This is a genomic window from Nostoc sp. ChiQUE02 (assembly GCF_034531305.2).
GTDB lineage: Bacteria > Cyanobacteriota > Cyanobacteriia > Cyanobacteriales > Nostocaceae > Nostoc.
Genome location: NZ_JAVRBN020000010.1, coordinates 137501 through 160515 on the forward strand (window position 1 = coordinate 137501; position 23015 = coordinate 160515).

17 protein-coding genes, 3 tRNA genes and 1 rRNA gene are annotated in these 23015 nt (G+C 39.1%); 15 read left to right on the plus strand and 6 right to left on the minus strand.

Annotated features, from left to right (window positions below; translation table 11 throughout):
* Nucleotides 1–32: 32 nt before the first annotated feature.
* Nucleotides 33–1521, minus strand: a 16S ribosomal RNA gene (locus RM347_RS13315).
* A 312-nt stretch (nucleotides 1522–1833) separates the two neighbouring features.
* On the opposite strand from RM347_RS13315, the gene nadC reads away from it, so the two are divergent.
* Both nadC and RM347_RS13325 read left to right on the plus strand, forming a co-directional pair.
* Entirely contained in the window at nucleotides 1834–2700 is an 867-nt protein-coding gene (nadC, locus tag RM347_RS13320; RefSeq protein ID WP_322718695.1) for a carboxylating nicotinate-nucleotide diphosphorylase, read from the plus strand.
* Nucleotides 2701–2951: 251 nt separating this feature from the next.
* A complete protein-coding gene (locus tag RM347_RS13325; RefSeq protein WP_322718694.1) occupies nucleotides 2952–3134 on the plus strand; it encodes a hypothetical protein in 183 nt (60 codons plus the stop codon).
* 231 nt (nucleotides 3135–3365) lie between these two features.
* On the opposite strand, the gene RM347_RS13330 is transcribed toward RM347_RS13325, so the two are convergent.
* Nucleotides 3366–3869 (minus strand): GNAT family N-acetyltransferase, encoded by a 504-nt coding sequence (locus RM347_RS13330; RefSeq protein WP_322718693.1) that lies wholly within the window; start codon nucleotides 3867–3869, stop codon nucleotides 3366–3368.
* 715 nt (nucleotides 3870–4584) lie between these two features.
* Here RM347_RS13330 and RM347_RS13335 point away from each other — a divergent pair.
* The gene (locus tag RM347_RS13335; RefSeq protein ID WP_322718692.1) at nucleotides 4585–5529 is read left to right on the plus strand and encodes a hypothetical protein; all 945 of its coding nucleotides are present in this window, start codon (nucleotides 4585–4587) and stop codon (nucleotides 5527–5529) included.
* A gap of 48 nt (nucleotides 5530–5577) precedes the next feature.
* On the opposite strand, the gene RM347_RS13340 is transcribed toward RM347_RS13335, so the two are convergent.
* The gene (locus RM347_RS13340; protein WP_322718691.1) at nucleotides 5578–7248 is read right to left on the minus strand and encodes an ABC transporter ATP-binding protein; all 1671 of its coding nucleotides are present in this window, start codon (nucleotides 7246–7248) and stop codon (nucleotides 5578–5580) included.
* A gap of 320 nt (nucleotides 7249–7568) precedes the next feature.
* Between RM347_RS13340 and RM347_RS13345 the strand changes: the two genes are divergently transcribed.
* Nucleotides 7569–7808 (plus strand): hypothetical protein, encoded by a 240-nt coding sequence (locus tag RM347_RS13345; protein WP_322718690.1) that lies wholly within the window; start codon nucleotides 7569–7571, stop codon nucleotides 7806–7808.
* 23 nt (nucleotides 7809–7831) lie between these two features.
* Here the strand turns inward: RM347_RS13345 and RM347_RS13350 are convergent, their stop codons facing one another.
* Together RM347_RS13350 and RM347_RS13355 are read right to left on the minus strand one after the other, a co-directional pair.
* Nucleotides 7832–8614 (minus strand): TrmH family RNA methyltransferase, encoded by a 783-nt coding sequence (locus tag RM347_RS13350; RefSeq protein WP_322718689.1) that lies wholly within the window; start codon nucleotides 8612–8614, stop codon nucleotides 7832–7834.
* A 94-nt stretch (nucleotides 8615–8708) separates the two neighbouring features.
* Nucleotides 8709–8790, minus strand: a tRNA-Leu gene (locus RM347_RS13355).
* A 409-nt stretch (nucleotides 8791–9199) separates the two neighbouring features.
* Between RM347_RS13355 and murA the strand changes: the two genes are divergently transcribed.
* Nucleotides 9200–10567: a UDP-N-acetylglucosamine 1-carboxyvinyltransferase gene (gene murA / locus RM347_RS13360; protein WP_322718699.1), complete on the plus strand. Its 1368-nt coding sequence runs from the start codon at nucleotides 9200–9202 to the stop codon at nucleotides 10565–10567.
* A gap of 629 nt (nucleotides 10568–11196) precedes the next feature.
* Here murA and RM347_RS13365 read toward each other — a convergent pair.
* Nucleotides 11197–12816, minus strand: a complete 1620-nt coding sequence (locus RM347_RS13365) for an iron uptake porin (protein WP_322718698.1) — start codon at nucleotides 12814–12816, stop codon at nucleotides 11197–11199.
* Nucleotides 12817–13207: 391 nt separating this feature from the next.
* Here RM347_RS13365 and RM347_RS13370 point away from each other — a divergent pair, with 391 nt between their 5' ends.
* From RM347_RS13370 to RM347_RS13415, 10 genes are all read left to right on the plus strand, one after another.
* Complete coding sequence (locus RM347_RS13370) at nucleotides 13208–14149, plus strand: metal ABC transporter substrate-binding protein (protein WP_416211899.1); 942 nt, start codon at nucleotides 13208–13210, stop codon at nucleotides 14147–14149.
* 115 nt (nucleotides 14150–14264) lie between these two features.
* Entirely contained in the window at nucleotides 14265–15041 is a 777-nt protein-coding gene (locus RM347_RS13375) for a metal ABC transporter ATP-binding protein (RefSeq protein WP_322718688.1), read from the plus strand.
* An 11-nt stretch (nucleotides 15042–15052) separates the two neighbouring features.
* A complete protein-coding gene (locus tag RM347_RS13380) occupies nucleotides 15053–15922 on the plus strand; it encodes a metal ABC transporter permease (protein WP_322718687.1) in 870 nt (289 codons plus the stop codon).
* A 74-nt stretch (nucleotides 15923–15996) separates the two neighbouring features.
* Nucleotides 15997–16069 (plus strand) — tRNA-Phe (locus tag RM347_RS13385).
* A 169-nt stretch (nucleotides 16070–16238) separates the two neighbouring features.
* Nucleotides 16239–17372 carry a tyrosine-type recombinase/integrase gene (locus RM347_RS13390; protein ID WP_428850551.1) on the plus strand — a complete coding sequence of 378 codons (1134 nt, stop codon included), beginning with the start codon at nucleotides 16239–16241 and terminating at the stop codon, nucleotides 17370–17372.
* A gap of 1090 nt (nucleotides 17373–18462) precedes the next feature.
* Nucleotides 18463–19617 carry a virulence-associated E family protein gene (locus tag RM347_RS13395; RefSeq protein ID WP_322718685.1) on the plus strand — a complete coding sequence of 385 codons (1155 nt, stop codon included), beginning with the start codon at nucleotides 18463–18465 and terminating at the stop codon, nucleotides 19615–19617.
* Nucleotides 19618–19993: 376 nt separating this feature from the next.
* Nucleotides 19994–20770 (plus strand): competence protein CoiA family protein, encoded by a 777-nt coding sequence (locus RM347_RS13400; protein WP_322718684.1) that lies wholly within the window; start codon nucleotides 19994–19996, stop codon nucleotides 20768–20770.
* A 749-nt stretch (nucleotides 20771–21519) separates the two neighbouring features.
* A complete protein-coding gene (locus RM347_RS13405) occupies nucleotides 21520–22224 on the plus strand; it encodes a hypothetical protein (protein WP_322718683.1) in 705 nt (234 codons plus the stop codon).
* 416 nt (nucleotides 22225–22640) lie between these two features.
* Nucleotides 22641–22850 carry a hypothetical protein gene (locus RM347_RS13410; protein ID WP_322718682.1) on the plus strand — a complete coding sequence of 70 codons (210 nt, stop codon included), beginning with the start codon at nucleotides 22641–22643 and terminating at the stop codon, nucleotides 22848–22850.
* Between the two features lie 56 nt (nucleotides 22851–22906).
* Nucleotides 22907–22977 (plus strand) — tRNA-Phe (locus RM347_RS13415).
* Nucleotides 22978–23015: the final 38 nt, after the last annotated feature.

Sequence of the window (23015 nt, forward strand, 5' to 3'; positions counted from 1 at the left end):
TTTCGATTTCTGAGGGGTGTAGGTCTCCCTAAAAAGGAGGTGATCCAGCCACACCTTCCGGTACGGCTACCTTGTTACGACTTCACCCCAGTCACCAGTCCTGCCTTAGGCATCCTCCTCCACGAATGGTTGGAGTAATGACTTCGGGCACTACCAGCTTCCATGGTGTGACGGGCGGTGTGTACAAGGCCCGGGAACGAATTCACTGCAGTATGCTGACCTGCAATTACTAGCGATTCCTCCTTCACGCAGGCGAGTTGCAGCCTGCGATCTGAACTGAGCTCCGGTTTACGGGATTTGCTTGCCATCGCTGGCTTGCTGCCCTCTGTCCGGAGCATTGTAGTACGTGTGTAGCCCAAGGCGTAAGGGGCATGCTGACTTGACGTCATCCCCACCTTCCTCCGGTTTGTCACCGGCAGTCTCTCTAGAGTGCCCAACTTAATGCTGGCAACTAAAAACGAGGGTTGCGCTCGTTGCGGGACTTAACCCAACATCTCACGACACGAGCTGACGACAGCCATGCACCACCTGTGTTCGCGCTCCCGAAGGCACTCTCGACTTTCATCAAGATTCGCGACATGTCAAGCCTTGGTAAGGTTCTTCGCGTTGCATCGAATTAAACCACATACTCCACCGCTTGTGCGGGCCCCCGTCAATTCCTTTGAGTTTCACCGTTGCCGGCGTACTCCCCAGGCGGGATACTTAACGCGTTAGCTACGGCACGGCTCGGGTCGATACAAGCCACGCCTAGTATCCATCGTTTACGGCTAGGACTACTGGGGTATCTAATCCCATTCGCTCCCCTAGCTTTCGTCCCTCAGTGTCAGTTGCGGCCTAGCAGAGCGCCTTCGCCACCGGTGTTCTTCCTGATCTCTACGCATTTCACCGCTACACCAGGAATTCCCTCTGCCCCGAACGCACTCTAGCCATGTAGTTTCCACTGCTCTTATCTAGTTGAGCTAGACTCTTTAACAGCAGACTTACATAGCCACCTGCGGACGCTTTACGCCCAATCATTCCGGATAACGCTTGCATCCTCCGTATTACCGCGGCTGCTGGCACGGAGTTAGCCGATGCTTATTCCTCAGGTACCGTCATTTTGTTCTTCCCTGAGAAAAGAGGTTTACGACCCAAGAGCCTTCCTCCCTCACGCGGTATTGCTCCGTCAGGCTTTCGCCCATTGCGGAAAATTCCCCACTGCTGCCTCCCGTAGGAGTCTGGGCCGTGTCTCAGTCCCAGTGTGGCTGATCGTCCTCTCAGACCAGCTACTGATCGTCGCCTAGGTAGTCCATTACACTACCTACTAGCTAATCAGACGCGAGCTCATCTTCAGGCAGTTAACCTTTCACCTTGCGGCACATCCGGTATTAGCCACCGTTTCCAGTGGTTGTCCCAGACCTGAAGGCAGATTCTCACGCGTTACTCACCCGTCCGCCACTGTGTCCGAAGACACCGTTCGACTTGCATGTGTTAAGCATACCGCCAGCGTTCATCCTGAGCCAGGATCAAACTCTCCGTTTTGAACTGGAAAGCTTTTTAGCTCATTAGCTGCTCTTTTTTAACTTCAGCTTAGTTATCTTTATTTGCTTGACGCAGGCCACTTGTTGTATAATGGCTTTCAAACTATAATATTTTCAAGGTTCGGTGTTTCTTCTGGCGTCGCTCTTTCGCGCTCCGCTTCAGGCACTTATTCAATATAGCGAACCTACCTTCATGTGTCAACTATTTTTCCAAAATTATTTTGGATTGTTTTTCGATTTTCATCAAAGCTTTAGAGAGTAAGGGTTTTAGGCTATAGTATTCCTGAAAGTCACTAAGGAAACAGTTAAAGTCGTGAGGAATTCTGGTGTTTTGCCGCCCTGGCTGGTTTTAGATTCACTGCTGCGTGGCTGGTTGATGGAGGATATTGGCAGGGGCGATCGCACAACAAATGCGCTCCTAGTAGAAAATGCGACGCTAGGCTCTGCTAAATGGATAGCTAAAGCTTCAGGAATAATTACTGGCTTACCAGTTGCAGCTAGAGTATTTCAGATTTTGAATGAAAAAGTCAGTTTTGTGACGGTTGTGGCTGAAGGTGCATGGTGTGAGCCGGGACAGGTCATAGCTGAAATTCATGGTTCGCTGGATGCGCTGTTGATGGGGGAACGGGTTGCGCTCAACTTGGCTATGCGGTTGAGCGGGATTGCGACGCTGACTAATATATATGTAGAGAAAATTGCTGATTTACCTGCTCAGTTGGTGGATACGCGTAAAACTACACCAGGGCTGAGACTGTTGGAAAAGTACGCGACTGCATTGGGTGGGGCGATTAATCATCGTATGGGCTTGGATGATGCGGTGATGATTAAGGATAATCACATTGCGGCTGCTGGGGGAATTGGAGAAGCTGTTACGCGTATTCGTTCTCAGATTCCTTATCCCTTGACTATAGAGGTAGAGACGGAAAGTTTAGAGCAGGTGAAAGAAGCTTTGAAGCACAAGGCTGACATTATTATGTTGGACAATATGCCTTTAGATATGATGCGTCAGGCAGTGCAGTTGATTCGCCAGCAGGATAGCCGGGTGAAAATTGAAGCTTCGGGGAATGTGACTTTGGAAACGATTCGCGGCGTGGCGGAAACGGGTGTTGACCATATTTCTAGCAGTGCGCCAATTACTCAGTCGAAGTGGTTGGATTTGAGTATGAGGATTGTACTTTAAATATAATGAGGTGAATCATCGTACTGCAAAGTCGGTGTAATGTCGCATTTTTGAACGATCAAGCCTAAAACCTAGCGTGGCAAAACTAACTAGAGCAAAAACTTAAACGTAGTAAATTCGTTATTATTGAAAATTTTGGTTTACCTATTTGCGCCTATTTCAATCATGAAAAATCTCCTCTAGCAAGTTTTACCACTCTAGCCTAAAACAATGTCTTCCTTGGGAACATGATGTAACCCAAGTTGCTAGTTATGCATTCGGGCGATCGCTTTTTGACCATTTTGGAATTAGACCAACAACGACAGCAAGAAAGACAACGAGCAGAGCAAGCCGAAGCCGCAGTTGAACAAGAATGCGAGAGAGCCAAACAAGCCCAAACCCAATTAGAAGCTCTCCGTGCTCCTCTACAAGACGGGGGAATTAATCCAGAGTAATTGTGACCGAATTTAATTTAGAAGTCTCAGAAAATAGCAATGGCTCCCTGACGCCAAGGGACAACACCTACGCAAGATTTACCATCCTATATGTTGCTAAGTTATTTACACGTAATTTTTTATCAGGATAAAAATAGTGCGATCGCACAAGCTTTGTTTATTTGTAGCAGTAGATTAAAACCAAATGACTACACAGGAACATCCCAATTTTGCACATTTAGGATGTTCTCATTAAACAACAGTTTTACTAATTCGCAGCCCCATGATGACTAAATCTTGTTCAACGCTGTCAAGTTCGGCAATTTTAGGCAAATGTCCCCAGCGTTGAAAACCAAATGTTTCAAAGAGTTTTAGACTGGGTTGATTGTGGGCAAAAATGAAGCAGAGTAGGGTCTTTAAACCCAAATTAGGACTTTCGCTAATTGCTTGTGTTAAAAGTTGCCGTCCCAAACCACACCGATGAAAGCTAGGGGCTATATAAATACTAATTTCGGCAGTCGTGCTATAGGCAGGTCGCCCATAAAAGGATTGGAAACTAAGCCATCCAGCAATTACTCCCTCTACTTCGATTACCCAAAGTGGGCGTTGTGAAGGCGATCGCCCCTTAAACCAAGCAAGGCGACTTTCCACGGATACTGGTTCTAAGTCAGCGGTTGCCATGCGGCTAGGAATTGCAGCATTGTAAATTGCCACAATTGCAGGCAAGTCAGTTTCTGTCGCATGGCGAATAGTCATTGCTACCGTCTCGGAATAAATCTTCAGAAAATATTCAAAAATAATACAGTGTTAACACTAGCAATTCTACGGCTTCTATCGTAATTGTCACAGATACTTTGCCAGGTAGGGGCCTCTTGCCTTACATAAGATAATGGCTAACCCTACTAGCAAGTAGGCGATGCGCCACTACGAAAGACACCACGATTGCTATAACTAGAGAAAAATTACAAGACACTACCTACTGTATTTTGCGTAACAGAGAAACTTTATAACTGCTTACATTTAAATTTTAAGTCTTTATTCCTAACGCATTATTCAGTATTCACCCTAGAGAAATAGATGTTTTTATCATATTAGAAAAATAAACTTTTTCTTCTGAATATTTATATACTACTTTCGTCTATTCAAGATAATTTAAATATTGAAATTCAGTAAACATAAATCTTTTATTAAAGTTTTGATTTTAAGTTTTACATCAGGGAATAAAATCTGAAACCCCTTGAGAGCAAGACTTTTGAATCATTTTATTAGGACTGAATAAACATACAAATTAGGTTTTTATATAACAAAGAATTGTATTTTGTAGCCATATTTATAATTAAATAATTTTAAATTTGTATTAATCAGTACAAGTTGCATTAGATATAGCTAAAGATAGAGGCTGTCACTATGTATTTGTATCTAGACTTAATTTAAGGGTAAATTGATATGCACTAACTATAATCAAAACATTATGTCTATTAATTGTTTTAAAATTAATAATAAATTAAGTGTAAAGCAAGATAGTAGTATTCCAAATATTGTTGAGATAGCACTTTTGATAGATCAAATCAAAAGTAGTATTTGGCTTTTTGGTATTCCATCTTGGCTTTTCGGAATAACCGATAGAAGCATAGCTGCATTTTCTGATGGTTATTTATCTCTTATAGAAATATTTCAGCTATTTACAGCCTCTTTCTTTTTTGTTAGTTGGCTATATCTAAAGCCTGACGAAAGCTTCAACAGCAATGATCTAGACCCCAGCCAATATCAAGAATATCTTGATCGTACTCAAGCTAACAAACTTCAAGTAAAAAAGCTCCACATGATTAGTCAGGAGTATATTTTACCGTTTCCTTATATTTGCCAAATTTATCATCTATTGAACTTAAAACATTTAGAAACAGTTCATAGCTTTAGCCTTAATAACCTGAAAATTTTTCAAATTAGCCACTTTCAGCCCACAAACACTGGTGGAATAATCAAATTCCAAACAATATTAGACTCGCCAGCTAATCCTTTAAGACTTTGGCGACAACCTATTGTAGAGGTAGATTTGATATTACATACTCCCTACACTGTTGAACTGAGTATTCCAGTCTACAATAACAAAAGGATAATTGTTATATTTCATGCTTTCCCGTTAAATGACTCAGAACATCAGTTCTTTATAGATATTTATAGTGACCTAGAGTGGCCAAAGCCTTTATTACAAATAATCTTGCATTTTGCTTCTTGTTTGACCTTATTTGAAGATTTGCCGTATCTAAGAGCTTTAACTGAGAAAAATATAGGGCGTTTATTCAACTTAAGCAGGACTTCAAATCACGAGACTGCGTTGCTGTTTAAAAGATTCGTTGAACTATATGGTTCGAGTGGAGAAGCAACTAAATTACTTGAGGGAAGGGAAGAGAGTTAAGAGTTAGAATTTAGGAGTTTATATCTATTAAATTCTAACTTTATGTAGTTAAGCGCGTGCTAGTAACGGAGCAGCAGCTAATAAGGTTTTGGTATAAGGGTGCTGAGGATTAGCAAAAATCTTTTTTGTAAGACCGAGTTCGACAATTTTACCGCCATTCATCACGGCAATACGATCGCATAAAAATCTTGCTAACCAAAGGTCATGAGTGATGAATAAATAAGTTAACTCAAACTCTTCCTTTAATTGCAACATCAAATCCAGTACTTGCGACTGCACACTAGCGTCTAACATACTCACTGGTTCATCACAGATTAAAAGTTTAGGGTGAGTAATTAAAGCACGAGCGATCGCAACTCGTTGCTGTTGTCCACCAGACAAATCTGATGGATAACGCTCATAATACACTTCTGGCGGTGTTAACCCGACTTTCTCTAGCATCCACAAAACCTGTTCTTTTGCCTTGGCAGGATTGGCAAGATTGTGGATAAATAAAGGATCAGCGATACTTTGTCCTACTGTCATCGCTGGATTGAGACAAGCATGAGGGTCTTGAAAAACCATTTGTATTTGTCGCCGTGAAGAACGAATTTCTTGACGCGACAGTTTAGTTAAATCCTGTCCTAAAAACTCAACTTTGCCACTAGTGGGACGAATTAGTTGCAAGATTGTTCGTGATAGTGTACTTTTACCACAACCTGATTCCCCCACTAAGCCGAGAATTTCTCCGGAATAAAGATCCAGGTTGATCCCGTCTACCGCTTTAATTGTCTGCGCTTGTGTATTAAACAGTCGTTCGATAAAGTTAGGTTCTATGGTGTAGTGTTGCTTGAGTTCTGTAACACTCAAAATTGGAGATTGCTCATTAATAATCGGTAATTGCTTTTCTCCGTCATTGGCAATTATCAATTCTCCACCATCATTTACTGCTTGAATGTGTAAAGCTGCTTTTAAGAGCGATCGCGTGTATTCATGTTGAGGTTGCCTAAATACGGTTTCTGTAGAACCCATTTCGACCATCTTGCCGTTGTACATCACGCCAATGCGATCGCAATACTCAGCCACCATTGCTAAATCGTGAGATATCAGCAACAATCCCATGTTTTCTTCAGCGCACAGACGAGTTAATTCTTGCAATATCTGCGCGGAAACGGTGACATCTAAACTGGTGGTGGGTTCATCCGCAACAATCAACTTAGGATTGAGAAGTAAAGCTAAGGCGATCGCTACCCGTTGGCGCATTCCACCGCTAAACTCATGGGGATACTGATTCCAGCGGCTGGCTGGAATATTCACCTTTGCCAAGGTAGCAAGTGCTTTTTCTTTGGCTTCCCGCGTTGATAATTCTGGTGAGTGCGCTTGGAGGGTTTCGATACAATGCTTACCAATCGTCATCAGCGGATCGAGGCGTGTCATCGGATCTTGAAAAATTAACGCGATCGCTTCTCCCCGAAATTTCCGCAATGGGTTAGGTGTCAAGTCAAACACGGATTGTCCTTGAAATGTCACCCGTCCCTCAATACGACTAGAGGCTGGTAGTAAACGCATTACTGCCCGTCCTATAGTTGACTTACCACAACCTGACTCTCCCACTAATCCCATTCTTTCACCTGGTTGCAAGGTGAAAGATACATCATCAACCGCCCAGCTTGCTTCTTCTCCACTCCGCCCAGGATAGGCAACTCGCAGATTTTCGATACAGAATAAGGCTTCACTCATAGTTAGTTATCAGCCCTGAGCTACCAGTTTTTATAATTTCAAATTTAAGATAGTCTATCAAATTAAGTATTAGACCTGTTTTATAAAACTTACCTAAACCTAGCCAAACTTGATTTAGTTTACCCGTAGCAGGATTTGGTTAACGTAGCAATAGCAATAAATCTCCAGTCCTAACAATTGGAGACAGCTATCGATATTCTTGATAACCACTGCTAAAGTTGATACAGCACACAACTATGATGTTATAAGTTCAAAATTTAAATCTGTAGGAACCAAAATCAAAATTAAGTCTAGCAAATCAGGATTTTCAAAATAATATTATGGAGCAAAGTCAGCCACAACAGCGCCGTGCCGCTGATCAAGTGTTTCAACAATCCCTCGAACAGCTGGAGGATATCTTACAAGAAAGTTTGACTGAGGAAGAAGAGATCCCCCAACTGCATACTAGTAGTCTCACTGAAGTCGAACTCGATCAAGACTTGACAGATATTGATTTAGCGGCTCTTGAGGACGCAGTTGCTGATATTGAACAATATCTCGAAGAAAAAACAAAAACCTAATTGGGGTAAAAAGTTAAAATTCATTACTGACAAATTAGTTGCCGTTGAGCTTCGTACAACATTAAAGCGGCTGCGATCGCCACATTTAAGGATTCCACCCCAGGACTCAAAGGAATTCTTACTTGCTTGTCTGCGATCGCTGCTAAATCTGCCGACAATCCAGCACCTTCATTTCCTAGTAAAATCAGGCTGGGTTTTCGCCAGTCCACGTCCCAATAAGTTAAAGTTGCACTGGGTAAAGTTGCCACTACCTGCATTCCTGCCTGCTGACTTTGTTGGACTGTCGCTTTTAAATCTTCGGTTACGGCTGTTGCTAGGCGAAACCATTGCCCTGCGGAAGCACGGAGAACTTTGGGGCTGTCTAAATCTACACTATCTTCACTTACCCACAACCCCGATGCTCCAGCGGCAGCAGCAGTGCGGATCATCGTACCCAGGTTGCCGGGATCTTGTATCGTCTCTAAAGCTAGTACTAAACCAGTAAATGGTAGTTGAGTTTGGCGATTGTTTCGTTTTGCCGTTGCTACCACTCCATCCGGTTGGACTGTGGTAGCGATCGCATCCAAGACTTCTCTACTAACAATTTCGGCGCGATCGCATCGGCTACAAGCTTCTGACCACAGTGAAAGGTGGGCTGCTTGCCAATCTGGGGTACAACACACTGTTTCTAGGGGATAATTCACCGCACAAGCTTCCTCTAACAGATGTGTCCCTTCCAGTAAAAATAACTGCTGCTTGTGCCGCTCCTTGGTAGAGTGCAGCTTGCGAATTTGCTTGACTAGAGAATTTTGTAAACTGGTCAACATCAAATAGTTAGGAGTTAGGAATTAGGAGTTAGGAGTTAATTTAGTTTTCTTTCAACTTTTAACTCTTGACTTTTAACTCCTAACTCAAATAATATGCGGAACCCGGGACTTGAACCCGGAAGCCTTGCGGCACTAGAACCTGAATCTAGCGCGTCTGCCAATTCCGCCAGTTCCGCTGGCATTTGTGCTTATCGACAATTTCTTATTATTGCGTTATGTTTTACCTTTGTCAAGTAAAAGCATAACGCCTCCTTACAAAGTCTCTAACTGGAAACGAGTTTTTCAGGCAAGAGGTCGAATCAAAATATTAACTGAACAGTACAGCATTGATTTTTAGAGCATACTTAAGTTATTTTACTGAGTATTTATTTTTGCTTAAAGCTACTACTTATTCATTCTTTTTTATTAAATTTTTAAAAAGCTCAAAATGCTTGCTATTAGTTCCTTTCAGCCCGAATTATTTACCCAAAAAACAATTTTTTTATGCAAGACGTTGCCCTAAAACGTGGACAATTTGAAACTTTACTGTAGAATCAAAACCAACTTCAAACATATAAAATACGTATTACTTTTGGAGGTAGGCTTATTAATCCTTCTACCAGCTTACCAGATGCCAAAATTGCTCCAGAAGCAGACTCCTCAGTCTTGCAAATTTGGGGTGGGCATCCTTTGCGGGGTCATGTGAAAATTAGTGGGGCAAAAAATTCAGCACTGGTAATCATGGCTGGAGCCTTGCTGTGTCCGGGTGATTGTCGTATCCGCAATGTCCCCTTATTAGCGGACGTAGAGCGGATGGGTCAGGTGTTAACAGCTTTGGGTGTACAGTTAACACGACAAGACGATATTTTAGACATCAACGCTAGCGAGATTAAAACATCAAAAGCTCCCTACGAACTAGTTACCCAGTTGAGGGCGAGTTTTTTCGCCATTGGAGCCATTCTGGCAAGATTGGGAGTAGCGCAGATGCCCTTACCAGGCGGTTGTGCTATTGGAGCAAGACCAGTTGACTTGCATGTCCGCGGACTGCAAGCAATGGGAGCTGAGGTGCAGATTGAGCATGGCATTTGTAATGCCTACGTCCCTGGCAGCAGCCGGAGATTAAAAGGTGCGAAGATTTACTTAGACATCGCCAGCGTCGGAGCGACGGAAAACTTGATGATGGCGGCTACCCTGGCAGAGGGCGAAACGATCATCGAAAATGCTGCCAGAGAACCGGAAGTAGTTGATTTAGCTAACTTCTGTAACGCGATGGGAGCGAAGATTAAGGGGGCGGGGACTAGCAGAATTATTATCGAAGGAGTCCCCAAATTGCATTCTGTTGACTACAGCATTATTCCCGACCGCATTGAGGCCGGGACATTTTTGTTGGCGGCAGCAATTACCCGCTCAGAACTTACCCTCTCGCCAGTAGCTCCAGAACATCTTGTACCAGTCATTGCCAAGCTGCGGGATATTGGAGTGACAATAATTGAGGAAAAGCCTGAATACTTACACATTCTGCCAGCGGAAACCCTCAAGGCAACGGATATTGAAACTCAATACCATCCAGGGTTTCCCACAGATATGCAAGCGCCTTTCATGGCTTTGCTGACATTGGCAGAAGGCGACAGCGTGATTAACGAATCTGTCTTTGAAAATCGCTTGCGTCATGCCTCAGAGTTGAATCGCTTGGGGGCAGACATTCGTGTCAAAGGCAACGCTGCTTTCGTTCGGGGAGTACCGAAATTGTCTGGCGCACCAGTATTAGGCACAGATTTACGAGCATCAGCAGCGCTAGTCATAGCAGGACTGGCGGCAGAAGGACAAACCACGATTCAAGGATTACAACACCTCGATCGCGGCTACGATCGACTCGATATGAAGTTGCAGCAATTGGGGGCTAAAATCCTCCGCGTGGGCGAAACATCAGCAGATGCAGTAATCGCTCCCAGCATCAGTAGCTTGTCAAGTTGAAATTGATCGGTTGAGACTGACGCAGGCACAAGCAAGACAAGGGAGACAAGGTAAAATTTTCTCCCTTACCTCTATTATCTATACCCTGCGATCTGCTGAATTCTCCTGATAGAGAGAGGCTTTTAAGCTTTGTTCATATCTTTTTTTGATGAATTTTCAGGAAAAATCTGTGTTGGCTGTTACAATATTGTTAAGAAAAGTTGCCCGTTGCATTTTGGGAACGCGCAATTGGGTTTTAACTCTCTTGAGAAGACAACGCAAAAAAAAACATTTTCTAGACCAGCTGTGGGAGGCTGGTCTTTTTGTATTTAAAGTGCTCATCCATTGGTTATCCGATAACTCACTACAAAAACTTTGAGCATCTATTAGGTTAGTAACTTCAAGGCTCTAACTGACAATGCCAAAAAGAGGGTATTTTTAAGTAATCTCCGCAATTTATCTGTTTCATCTGCGTTAAATCCACTAGATATTTTCATTTTTCTACCGCTACAACCTATTGCATCTACATGAGTTTCGCTATAAGGTTTTGAGATATCAGACTCAGCAAGAATGCTGAGTTTTATTTTTGAGATCACATACAAAAGAAGACGCAAAAGAAAAATTTGCGTCTTCTTTTAAGATTTTAAAAATTAGAAACTGAATGTGGTTCTCAGTGCACCAATAACAACATCATCATTATTATTGTTGTGATCTGGGGATGTTAACCAGATGACTCCTGGGGTAATGGCGATATTGTCACTCAGCTGATACTGGTAGAACGCCTCAAGATGATAGGATGTATCAGGATCGCTATCCAATCCGGCGATGCTAGAACTTGTTAATCTAGGTTCCACGCCAGCAATAATACCGGCCAAACTTCCTTTTTTACCGAGATCGGGGAAGCCGAGGGTAACGGCATAGTTCCAAATATCAACCTCTCCACGATTTCCAGTCAAGGTACGGCTGTTGGTGTATCCAGCCCAACCACCCAAGACTATGTTATCAGTAATGCCAATGGATGCTTGGACACCGTAAGAATTACTGGAAAATCGCGAATCTAGCGTACCATCGCCATCTAAATCTAAGGGTGCGAGAGTTGCGCCATTGCTACCTGTGAGTAGTGGTTGGTTATAGGAATTGATGTAAGTTAAACCGATAGTAATGCGATCGCTTGGTTTAATCGTCAACTGTGCCAGTGCACCATAAGAACCATTGAACAAACCATTATTGGGCGTAGGGTCATTCGCTGTACCACTCAAATACCCTAGACTTAGTGCCAATTTATCACTGAACTCGTGCGTTACTCCCAACCCCGCACCATCCATTTGGCCATAAATTGGGTTGCGTGTACCAAAGGTAGACAAGGCACCAAAAGCACCATCACCATCAAAGAGATTAACAGTACTGGTAATGTCGTCAGCTGCACCTGCATTAGCAATAGCGACAACCTCTGTTTTTTCGCCCAAGGGAAATCTGTAGAACAGTGCATCTATCGCAGCATTAGTAGTACCATCCTCGCCAGCAAAAAATAAGTTGCCCTCTGGTGTACCAATATTAGGGCTGAGAATATTATTAGCCTGGATTCTGGTGAATAGCGTATCTCGCCCTGTGAAGCTGGTCACAAGTTCTATCCGTGCCCGTACCCCTAAAGTTGTATTCTCGTCTGTAATTTCCGCACCATTGACTGTATTTCCTGACAAAACATCGCTGACGACTGCGACAACTTGTCCTTGCAGTTTGGTTGTGGTTGAGAACTGATTCGCCTCCAATTCAGCAGTTTTAGCTTCTACTGCATCCACACGACCTCGGAGTGTCGCCAGTTCTGCGGAAAAATCTTCTTGCAGCTTTTGTAATGTGGCTAAATCTTCTTTGTTAACTAAATCGCTGGTAGCTGTAGCAATAAGTTCGTTAACACGGTCAAGACAAGCATTCAAACCAGCAGCAAACTCATATCGCGTTAATGCCCGATTACCACGATAAGTGCTATTTGGGTATCCGGCAATACAGCCATAGCGCTCAACCAAGGATTGCAATGCTTGGAATGCCCAGTCAGTAGGTTGTACGTCGGAAAATTGAGACACCGAGGTAACTTGCCCTATTATCTGATCTGGCGCTATGTTCGTAGCTCTTGTGTCTGGATTAGCTAAAACTTGCGGTTGATTGATTTCAGACGTGCTAGAAGTTTCACCTGCAAATACAGCAGTATTCACAAATAGGATTACACCACAGACTGCTGGACTAACTAGCAGATATTTACAGAATTTTTGCATTTCTATACTCACACCGATCTCCAATTCACACCCAAACCACGTTTTTTAAACGTGTATTTCATGAAAATCTTTGTCAGCAATCTTATCAGAAATAAGCTAACTTTTTAACAATAAAAGTCAATAAATCCTAATTATTCAGGGAAAACTAAATAGCAGAGGGTTGTACCATCTGAAAAAGTTTTGTTGTTACTCATTACACAGGAAACCCAGAATGATATCATGTGTGAGAAATGAGAATGAGAATTATTATAGTATAAAATCTAGAATATAGGAATTGTGGCAGAGATAAAGCAAGCATCGGTTTTGAGGAGAAAATACCGTGAGCATGAATTGCAGAGAGCTTAGAATAGACAGACAAAGAAGCGGCATCTTGCCCATAATTGCTCTGCTAATGTTGTCAATGGCTACTGGGTGTAGCCAAGCGAATCCGAATCAGGGAACAACTTCCGAACAGTCGCCGCAAGCACAGGAAGCTAGCTCTACTCCACCGGTGCAGTTGAGAAAAACTAAAGTAGTGACGACATTTTTGCCGATATATTTGTTTACTAAGGCAGTGGCTGGAAATGTGGCAGATGTAGAAATTTTAGTGCCACCTGGTACGGAGGTACATGAATACCAAGCGACACCAGAAAATGTTAAAGCGATCGCTACTGCAAATGTGTTAGTAAAAAATGGTTTAGGTTTGGAGGTATTTCTGGACAATACTGTCAAAAATGCCCAAAATACCAAATTAACTGAAATTGTTGCTAGTAAAGGTATTAAACCCTTAAATGAAATTTCACCTGTTGTGAAAACGGACCAAGAGGAAAAAGACCACGAACATACCCAAGGTAATCCTCACGTTTGGTTAGATCCAGTTTTGGCAAAACAGCAGGTAACTAATATTCGGGATGGATTAATTGCTGCCGACCCCGCAAACAAAACTACTTACGAAGCAAATGCTACAGCTTATATTAAAGAATTAGAAAGTTTAAACAGCGAATTTCAACAGACTTTGCAGAAAAATCCCAGTTGCACCTTTATTACCTTTCATGATGCGTTCCCGTATTTAGCTAAACGCTATAACCTCAAACAAGTTGCTGTGGTGCAAATCCCCGAAGATCAACTTTCACCAACTGATGTGCAAAATGCAGTCAATACCGTGAAAAAGTACAAAGTTAAAGCCTTATTTAGTGAACCAGGAGTAGATAACAAACTGCTGACCAGCCTCTCCAAAGACTTGAAGTTAACTTTGCGTCCTTTGGATTCTCTGGAAACTGGCGAAACAAATCCGCAGCATTACTTTAAGGCTATGAAAGCTAACTTGCAAACTCTGGAAACGGCCTGTAAATAGGTTTGTCTTTTGTCGTTTGCAAATGACTAATGACTAATACTTCTCTACGAGAGGCTACGCTCAGGACAGGCTCGGCATGAGTCGCTCAGTACAAATGACCCATGACTAATGACCAATGATTAATGACATTGCTATTTTGAAAGTAGAAGGATTAACTGTCTATCAAGGCAGCTATCTAGCTGTTCGAGATGTTTCCTTTGAATTGTTGCCAGGAACAGATACAGCCATCGTTGGTCCCAATGGTGCTGGTAAAAGTACTTTGGTAAAAGCGGTTTTAGATTTGATACCTCGAAGTGCTGGTACGATTGAAATATTGGGTCGTCCAATTGCAAGACTGGGGCATTTGCGTCACCTGTTGGGCTATATGCCACAGAACTTTATCTTTGACCGCAGCTTTCCCATTTCTGTTAGTGAATTAGTGGGATTGGGATGGGTTAAGGAAGGGAAAAGAAAGAATTCATTTTTCTCCAAGCTGTGGAGACAAGACCGAGAAAAATCGGCAGCAGTAACAGAAGCTTTACGGCGAACTGATGCTTATCATTTACAGCATCAAGCTATTGGTACTCTTAGCGGTGGTCAACTCAAGCGGGTTTTATTGGCTTATTGTTTGGTAATGCCTCGCAAACTCTTGGTACTAGATGAAGCCTTTGCTGGTATTGATGTTCAAGGTGCAGCAGATTTTTATGCTTTGCTAAATGAATTAAAGCGGGAAGAGGGTTGGACGGTATTGCAAGTTTCTCACGATATTGATATGGTAAATCGCCATTGCGATCGCGTGCTTTGCCTGAACCAAAGCATTGTTTGTACTGGTAAGCCGGAAATTGCCCTTTCACCGCAAAACCTGTTAGCAACATACGGCCCAGGTTTCAGTCGCTACCAGCACCAACATTAAAGTCCATAAGTATGAATTTCTTCAATGATTATCAGATAACAAGGCTTGCGATCGCCAGTAGTAGTGACTTACTAGAGTTATTACAACTTCCCTCTATACAGCGTGCGATCGTCGGTGCTGCCTTGATGGGAATACTTGGCGGGATGTTGGGTAGTTTTGTCACCTTGCGCCAGTTGTCCTTTTTTAGCCACGCGGTTGGTCATGCAGCATTAGTAGGTGTGGCGTTAGGCGTGCTGCTACAGGTAAATCCTACTTGGATGCTGTTACCTTTTACCTTAGTTTTTGGTGTTATTGTCCTCTACTTCATCGACAAAACCGACTTAGCTAGCGATAGCATACTTAGCATAGTGCTATCTGGGGCATTAGCGATCGGTTTAATTCTCACGAGCCTCATTAAAGGATATCGTGGCAATTTGATGGCTGTGTTGTTTGGGGATATTCTAGCGATCGATGCCACAGACTTGATTTTGACGCTGCTAGTACTTGTGGGAGGCAGCATATTTTTACTGTCAACCCTGCGCCAGCAAATTTTGTTGACCCTTAACCCCGATGTAGCACAGGTTCAAGGTATTCCTGTCCAATTGTACCGCTACGCTTTTGTCGTCTTGCTTTCACTCGCCGTTGCTGTAGCGATTAAAGCTGTTGGCGTTTTATTGGTAAACGCCTTTTTGGTTATTCCCGCCTCTACTGCCAAACTGATGAGTCACCACTTTAGCCGCTTTCTAGTTATGTCGGTGATAGTTGGTTCCATCAGCAGCATTGCTGGCATCCTTGTGTCAGGTATCTTCAACCTTGCTTCTGGCCCAAGTATTGTTCTTGTCCAGTTTCTACTATTTGTAGCCGTATTCATCTGGTTTAAGTTGAGATTGAAAGCTGCATAAATATTTTTCTCCCAACCCTTGCTATATTCTTTGATGTTTGCTAAATTGATTAATCGTGGCTCACAAAAGCCCCAGCCGGGATAGCTCAGTTGGTAGAGCAGAGGACTGAAAATCCTCGTGTCACCGGTTCAAGTCCGGTTCCTGGCATAATCATATAATAGGTAAAAGCCTTGGTATATCAAGGATTAAGAAAATCACCCTAGTAACTGTAAGAAAACTAGTGGTGATTTTTAGATTTTTTAACTTGACTTTGACTATGAATTGACTATGATAGTAGTAGAGCAGAGGTTTTCATAGTCAAGGTAAGAATATGGTAATGAAGGTAGAACATAAAGCATCTAAAGGTTCAGTCGGTGTTGAATCATTTCAAGAAAGACTCAGATTACGTTTACCGCGTCACCTTTACAATGGGAAGCAAAAATATCTAACTCTGGGAATGGCAGATAATCCAGAGAATCGTAAGTTAGCAGAAGCTAAAGCAAAGCAAATTGAATCAGATATTGCATTTGAACGCTTTGACCCCACATTAGCTAAATATAAACCCCAAACTCATTTAACTCTGGTTGCACCCATAACAGAAGGTCAGCAACAAACAACATTGATCGAGTTATGGGATAAGTACACAGATTATAAGTCTAAAACTTTGAGTGTAACCACTATTAATAAGGATTATAAAAAAACTAAAAACCACATTGCTAGTTTACCAACACAGAAGCTTTCAGAAGCTGTAATAATCAGAGACTTCTTACTCAAGACATTAACACCTAATGCAACAAAGCGTGTTCTGACTCAATTAAGGGCTTGTTGTGATTGGGCAATAGATTCTGAGTTGATTAATAGTAACCCTTTTGTAGGGATGTCACAGAAGGTAAAAGTAGCTATAAACGATGAAACTATCAACCTATTTAACAAAAGTGAGCAAGAACAAATTATCGCGGCTTTTGAGAGAAATATATACTACAGTTATTACACAAACTACGTTAAATTTTTGTTCATGACAGGTTGTAGAACTTCTGAAGCTATAGGTTTAACTTGGGGTCACATCAATAGTAATCTAACTCTAATTACCTTCTGTGAAGCTGTAGTAGAAGGGAATCGTAAAGATACTAAAACTCATAAAAGTCGCAAATTTCCTGTTAATCAATCACTTAAAGAGTTATTGGCTTCTATTAAACCAAGTAATTTTAATGCAGATACACCAGTCTTTAAAGCACCCAAAGGTGGTTTAATTGATGCTCACAATTTCCTTAATCGAGCTTGGAAAACTGTACTATCTGAGTTAAATATTCCTTACCGTCCCCAATACCATACACGACATACCTTTATCACTAATTGCTTAGAAGCTGGTGTCAGTGTGGTACAGGTTGCTAAATGGGTAGGTAATTCACCAGAGATAATAATGAAACACTATGCAGGGACAATAAGACAAGTACAAGTACCAGAACTATAACTGTATTCATCATACTCGCACTAACAGTACTCATAATACATACAGTAGCAAGGGATAGTAAACACACAATACTATCCTTTTTTCTTACCTCATATAACATCTAATAGTTATTTCATCTAACGGCACTCTGAACATTAACTAAATTACTATAAACAAGTTACTTTAGGACAACTAAGTTTAATAAATAATTGTATTTACCTTATTTGCACTAGTTTAATCAGTAATAGATATGATAGGTATCTTAAGTAATACTTCATATATTATCTTGAATAAACTTAACTTGACTATGATTATATACAGTTAACTTAACTAACATATTTACTTCTACTTTAAGTAAAAGGTCTGCAAATACTTAATATAATTGCATAAATGATTTTAGTTGCATTAATAACAAACTAGATAAATAACATAGGCTAATTCATGTATCTTATTTATTACTATACATAATAAGTTGTATAGAGTAAGGAAAATATGACTAATGCAATTAAAATAACTACCTTAATCGCGCTAAAAATAATCAAAAAAGACTGATAAGCAAAATACCAAAAAATATTATATGAAATGAAAAAAATGTGATCAAATATTTTTTAAAAAGTTTACACAAACAGTTTTTTATTGCTTACAATATCAGCAGGAGGGTAAAAAAGCTTATAGAACCAGAACCTCGAAAACCGAATATCTAAGACGCTCTGAGGTAACAGAGGCATCGAATAGTCAAGGATGTCAACGGTAGGTAAAAAACGGGCTGAAGATATTCTGCATAGTACCTAACCACACATTCTGAGGAAGTCTGTTTAGGTCGCGTCCATTCAAATTAATTATTAACCATAACAACAATGCCAAAAATCACAGATAAACCTCTAAACCATATAGTTAGTACTCGATTAAATAATAAAGATTATGAGCAGTTAATCAATACAGCAAAACTCCATAAACTAACAAGTACAAGCTTAATTAGGAAGTTAGTTATAGAATGCCTTAATGAAAACTATGTAATTGACAAATTATCTAATTAAATTAAAAGCACTAGATTTCGCCCCCTAATGCTTTTAATTACTATGACCCATTATTTTATTTCTATATATTAATTATGACTGATTATAATCAAACTAGACAAATCGTAGAAGAAAAATTTATCTCTAGATTAAGCTGGCATAAAACTAATCAAGATGTCTATCTAGATGGAAAATTATTTGATATTGCTAAATTCCGTGCCGAAGTCGCAAAAGAACATAATGTAATCTTGGATAATGATAAATACATTTATGAGCTAACCCATCTTTCCAGTCTTAATAATCCCTTTTCTCCCATAGAGGATTATTTAAATCAGTGTTTTTGTAAGCATAATGACACAAGCTACAAGGAATTATTCAGATACATAAATGAACAAGTTTTACAGATTGACCCTGATTCAATTGAAGCACTATACTTACCTAAAACTTTAGTGGCAGCAGTAAAAAGAATATATGAACCTGGATGTCAACATGATTCTGTGTTGATACTTCACAGTGAAAAACAAGGATTTTACAAAACCTCTTTCTTTAGAGAATTAGCTAGTACAGATTGGTTTGAAACCATCAATTTCGCTAGTTATAACAAGGATGAATTAATGGTATGTCATAGTAAATGGATTCTGGAATTAGGGGAATGCGAAGAGACTATTAAACCTTATGCTATGTCTAAACTTAAAGCATTTATTACTAAAACATCAGATTCATTTAGAAAACCTTATGAGCGAACTAATGTTACGCTACAAAGACAATTTATTCTTGTAGGTACTACTAATAAAGATAAGATTTTACACGATCCTACTGGTAATAGAAGATTTTGGATTATTGAAATCAATCAAAAAATAGATATTGATTGGATTAAACAAAATAGAGATTTAGTTTGGGCAGCAGCAGTATTAGCTTATAAAGATAGTTATCTTACTTATTTGAATGAAACTGAACAAGAATTAAGTAATTCTATTAACTCTAGTAAGTATCAAGTTGAAGATATGTGGACAGATATAGTAACTAATTGGGCGTTAGATCAAATAACACCTTTTACTCTATCTGATGTTCTAACTACGGCTCTCAAGAAAGAACCGAGAAGCTGGACACGTTCAGATGAAAATAGAGTAACTGGGATACTAAAATCTTTAGGCTTTGAAAAACCTAAGAATACTACTAGGGTTAACGGTAAGGGAGGTAAATATTATTATCCAATTACCAATAATATCTTAGATAAAGTAGCCAGCTAATAATTCAGTTACACTTAGTTACAGGCTGAGACTCTTATTATATAAGGGTTTCAGCTTTCTTGTAACCATGTAACCATGTAACCAATAATTTATAAACTTTTTCTTCAATATCTGTACTGACTCTTGATTCATCCACATTTACTAAAGAGTTTAATAAAAGTCAGTTACATCAGTTACAGTTACACATTAGTTTGAAACCTAGTTATTGCAAGGGTTTCAGAGATTATTGTAATTATAGTCAGTTACATTATAGTTACATCAGTTACAAGCACAAAAAAGAAATATGCTAATAAATAAAGGTATAATAAGTAACTCTACTCAGGCATATCCTAAGTATTAACAGTTATTCTCATAATAATGAGAGTATCAATTGAATATGGATTATGCAATTTCAATATATAAAGGTGGCAAAAGAGTTTATGCAAAGGATTGTGATTTTGTTTCTTACTCAGAACAAGGTTTAATTTGTCCTATTTGCAAACAAGAAGTTTATTTAAGAAAGGGTAATATTAGAGAACCTTATTTTGCTCATTTTCATGCTACTAGTTCTAGGCAAATAGAAGAATGTGAACTGAGAGTATCAACAGATGGTAATAGTACAGAAACAAGTAGCTTGATTGAAAATAGGGGACAAAGATTAGAGATATTTCAACAGCACTTTTTAAGTTTGATTTATTTTGAAAATTCAAAAATTGTTGAGGATGTAAAATTTAATAACTGGATCAATTCAAGAAAAGATGAAAGCAATCAAATAATTAATGACATTATTATAAAGTGTATTGATTATTTTCTAGAAAATCGGCAATCAATGGAAGCCAAGCATATTATTCATACAACTAAAATTAAAAATAAACAAATTTTACTACAACAAAAAATCTCTCTAGAAGTAATGAGTTATTTGTGCGATAACGCAAAATTTAATTACAATTTGCGATATCTATTGTTTTACAGTATGTATCAAATTTATCAATATGAAAAACACAAATTAATTCGACAAAATATTAAAGCAAAAGAGATAGAAAAAATTTGTCAATACACCGTAAGAATTATTATGCATAATTCTTGGATATTAGCATTTAAAAATACCAAAATTAATGAGGTTAATAACAAAACACAATATAATATTATCAAAATTAATAAAAACAAAAACTAATCTTAGATTTTTGTTAACGTTAATCGAGATTAAATTATGTATCCTGGCTTACAACTACTTCCCGATTATTTAAAATCAGATAAATGCATAGCGCCTATTAAATTACAAAATGAGATTATTAATAATACTGGTGAAGTTGAGACAAGCAGTAGGAATAATAAACAAGCTGCTAACGCTAGTAACAGAAATATCAATCTATAATATAGAACAAGGTGTATATAGCTTAAGGTGATAAGTTAACTATGATAGTTATATTAGGTTAGCTACAGTAATAAAAATAGGTTATTGCAGTTATAAATATATAGATTAATGTGTATATCATATATGTGATATTGGTCTTAATCAACTATATTTGATTTGGATTAGTGTACTTGCGGCTCAATACGATTAATTATTTTAACTTTTGTTTTCACTAAGTTAACTAACCTTAAGTAATGTTAGTTTAGTCAATAACGTAATTCTCTAATTGTAGTTAATATAGTGTTGATTATACGTCTACTATCTCTCAACACTTCCAGTATTGTTTTTGCTTTATCGTGTGTATTTGAGTTAGTTTGGTTTGTTTCTACTGCCTTTACGCATACCACATCTAAAGGTGATATGGCTGTGTCAGATAATAGAAACATTTGTTTTTCATTCTGATATATTAATTATTTATACATATACGCCGCTAGTAGAATTTTTAGAACAAAATATACTAAATAACTTTTGACTGCTTAATACAACTAATTGAAACAATATTTTTTATTATGCTATTAATTTTAGTTACCTTATTTATGTGGTTAGCAAGTTTTATTTATATTGTTGAATTTAAAGAAGAATTAATTATTAAATACAAAGAAATATTTTTCTTACATAGGGATTCTCCTTATTTAATAGATTTAGAATATTGGAAATCACTGAAGTTTGAAGAAGTAAAACAGATAAAAACATCTTTAATAAAACAATACGATTTAGTAACTAACTTAATAGAAAAAAAGAAATTGTATTCAAAAATCCAAATAATTGATATTTGTCTAAAACGAAATAATCCTAATAAGTTTTTTGCCAAGCGTAGTTGGTCTTTTTATATAATTGGTATTGGTTGCATTATGTCTTCTATATTTTTAAGTTACAAACTTATTCTTACTGCTACCAACCCTTTTGAGCCTGTAGACATATCCAGTTCTCCTATTGAAACTACTATTCCTACTCCTCTTCCTAAATCCATAGTTTGTCAAAATGCTAAAAGATTAAGTGATATATTAACTGAAACTGAAATGAAAAACCTATTAGAAATGCCTGCTATTATTGGTGATGGGCTTAGAAGAAATCCTAATAACCCATTGAGGTCAAAAATATGTTCATTTTGTAGCAGTGGGTCTCAGCGTAGATGTACGTCTGATTCTACTTATGAAGCAGATAAGGAGTATTCTATTTGTGATTCCATGAAATATCAGGCAGTGTGCCAATAAGGTAATCTATGATGGAAATAGAATTACAATCAATGAGCAAGTCAAGTTGTAAATACAAAAGTTTTCATATATTTAGAACATATTTTCTGATTGTTTATTCTTTCTATCGCGGCGCTACTCTAAAAAACGCAATTCAAAGCAATAATGTCTTGACTTTTTATATAAACACAGTTTTGATGTTGAATGATTAGCTTTGATAGCATTTAAGCTTTAATGCCTAGCTCTACAATTCTCTATAACGAGCGATATAAGACTTAAGCTTGCATTCTACCTGAGACTTAAAATAGAGGCATTATAGGCGAATCTGGCGCAAGTGTTTATGTACTATATAGCTTATAGCTTGATACAGTTGTCAGATAGCTATTCAGATAGTTATTGTTCTATACTTAACCTGCTAGTTGCTACCATAGTAAACTATGTCAGATAATGTTTGGAAAGAACGGGAAACTACTATAGCTATTGCTAACGATAAAACTGGGGAATGGTTGTTTCTTACGTTTCCATCATGGGAAGAAGCTAGACGAGCCGTTAATGCAGCTAGGAGTGAAGGTAAAGCAGCAGTTTTCTATGACGGTGCTACTTTACCCGAACCTCCAGAATTACCTATGCCTCCAGAACCACCATAATATTGACTATGGTTTGACTATGACTATGAATGACTATGAATGAATATCCTTAATTGGCAAGTATTTCAGCAATCAAAACAGAGGACTGAAAATCCTCGTGTCACCGGTTCAAGTCCGGTTCCTGGCATCACAATAAAACCCTTGAAGTTAATAACATCAAGGGTT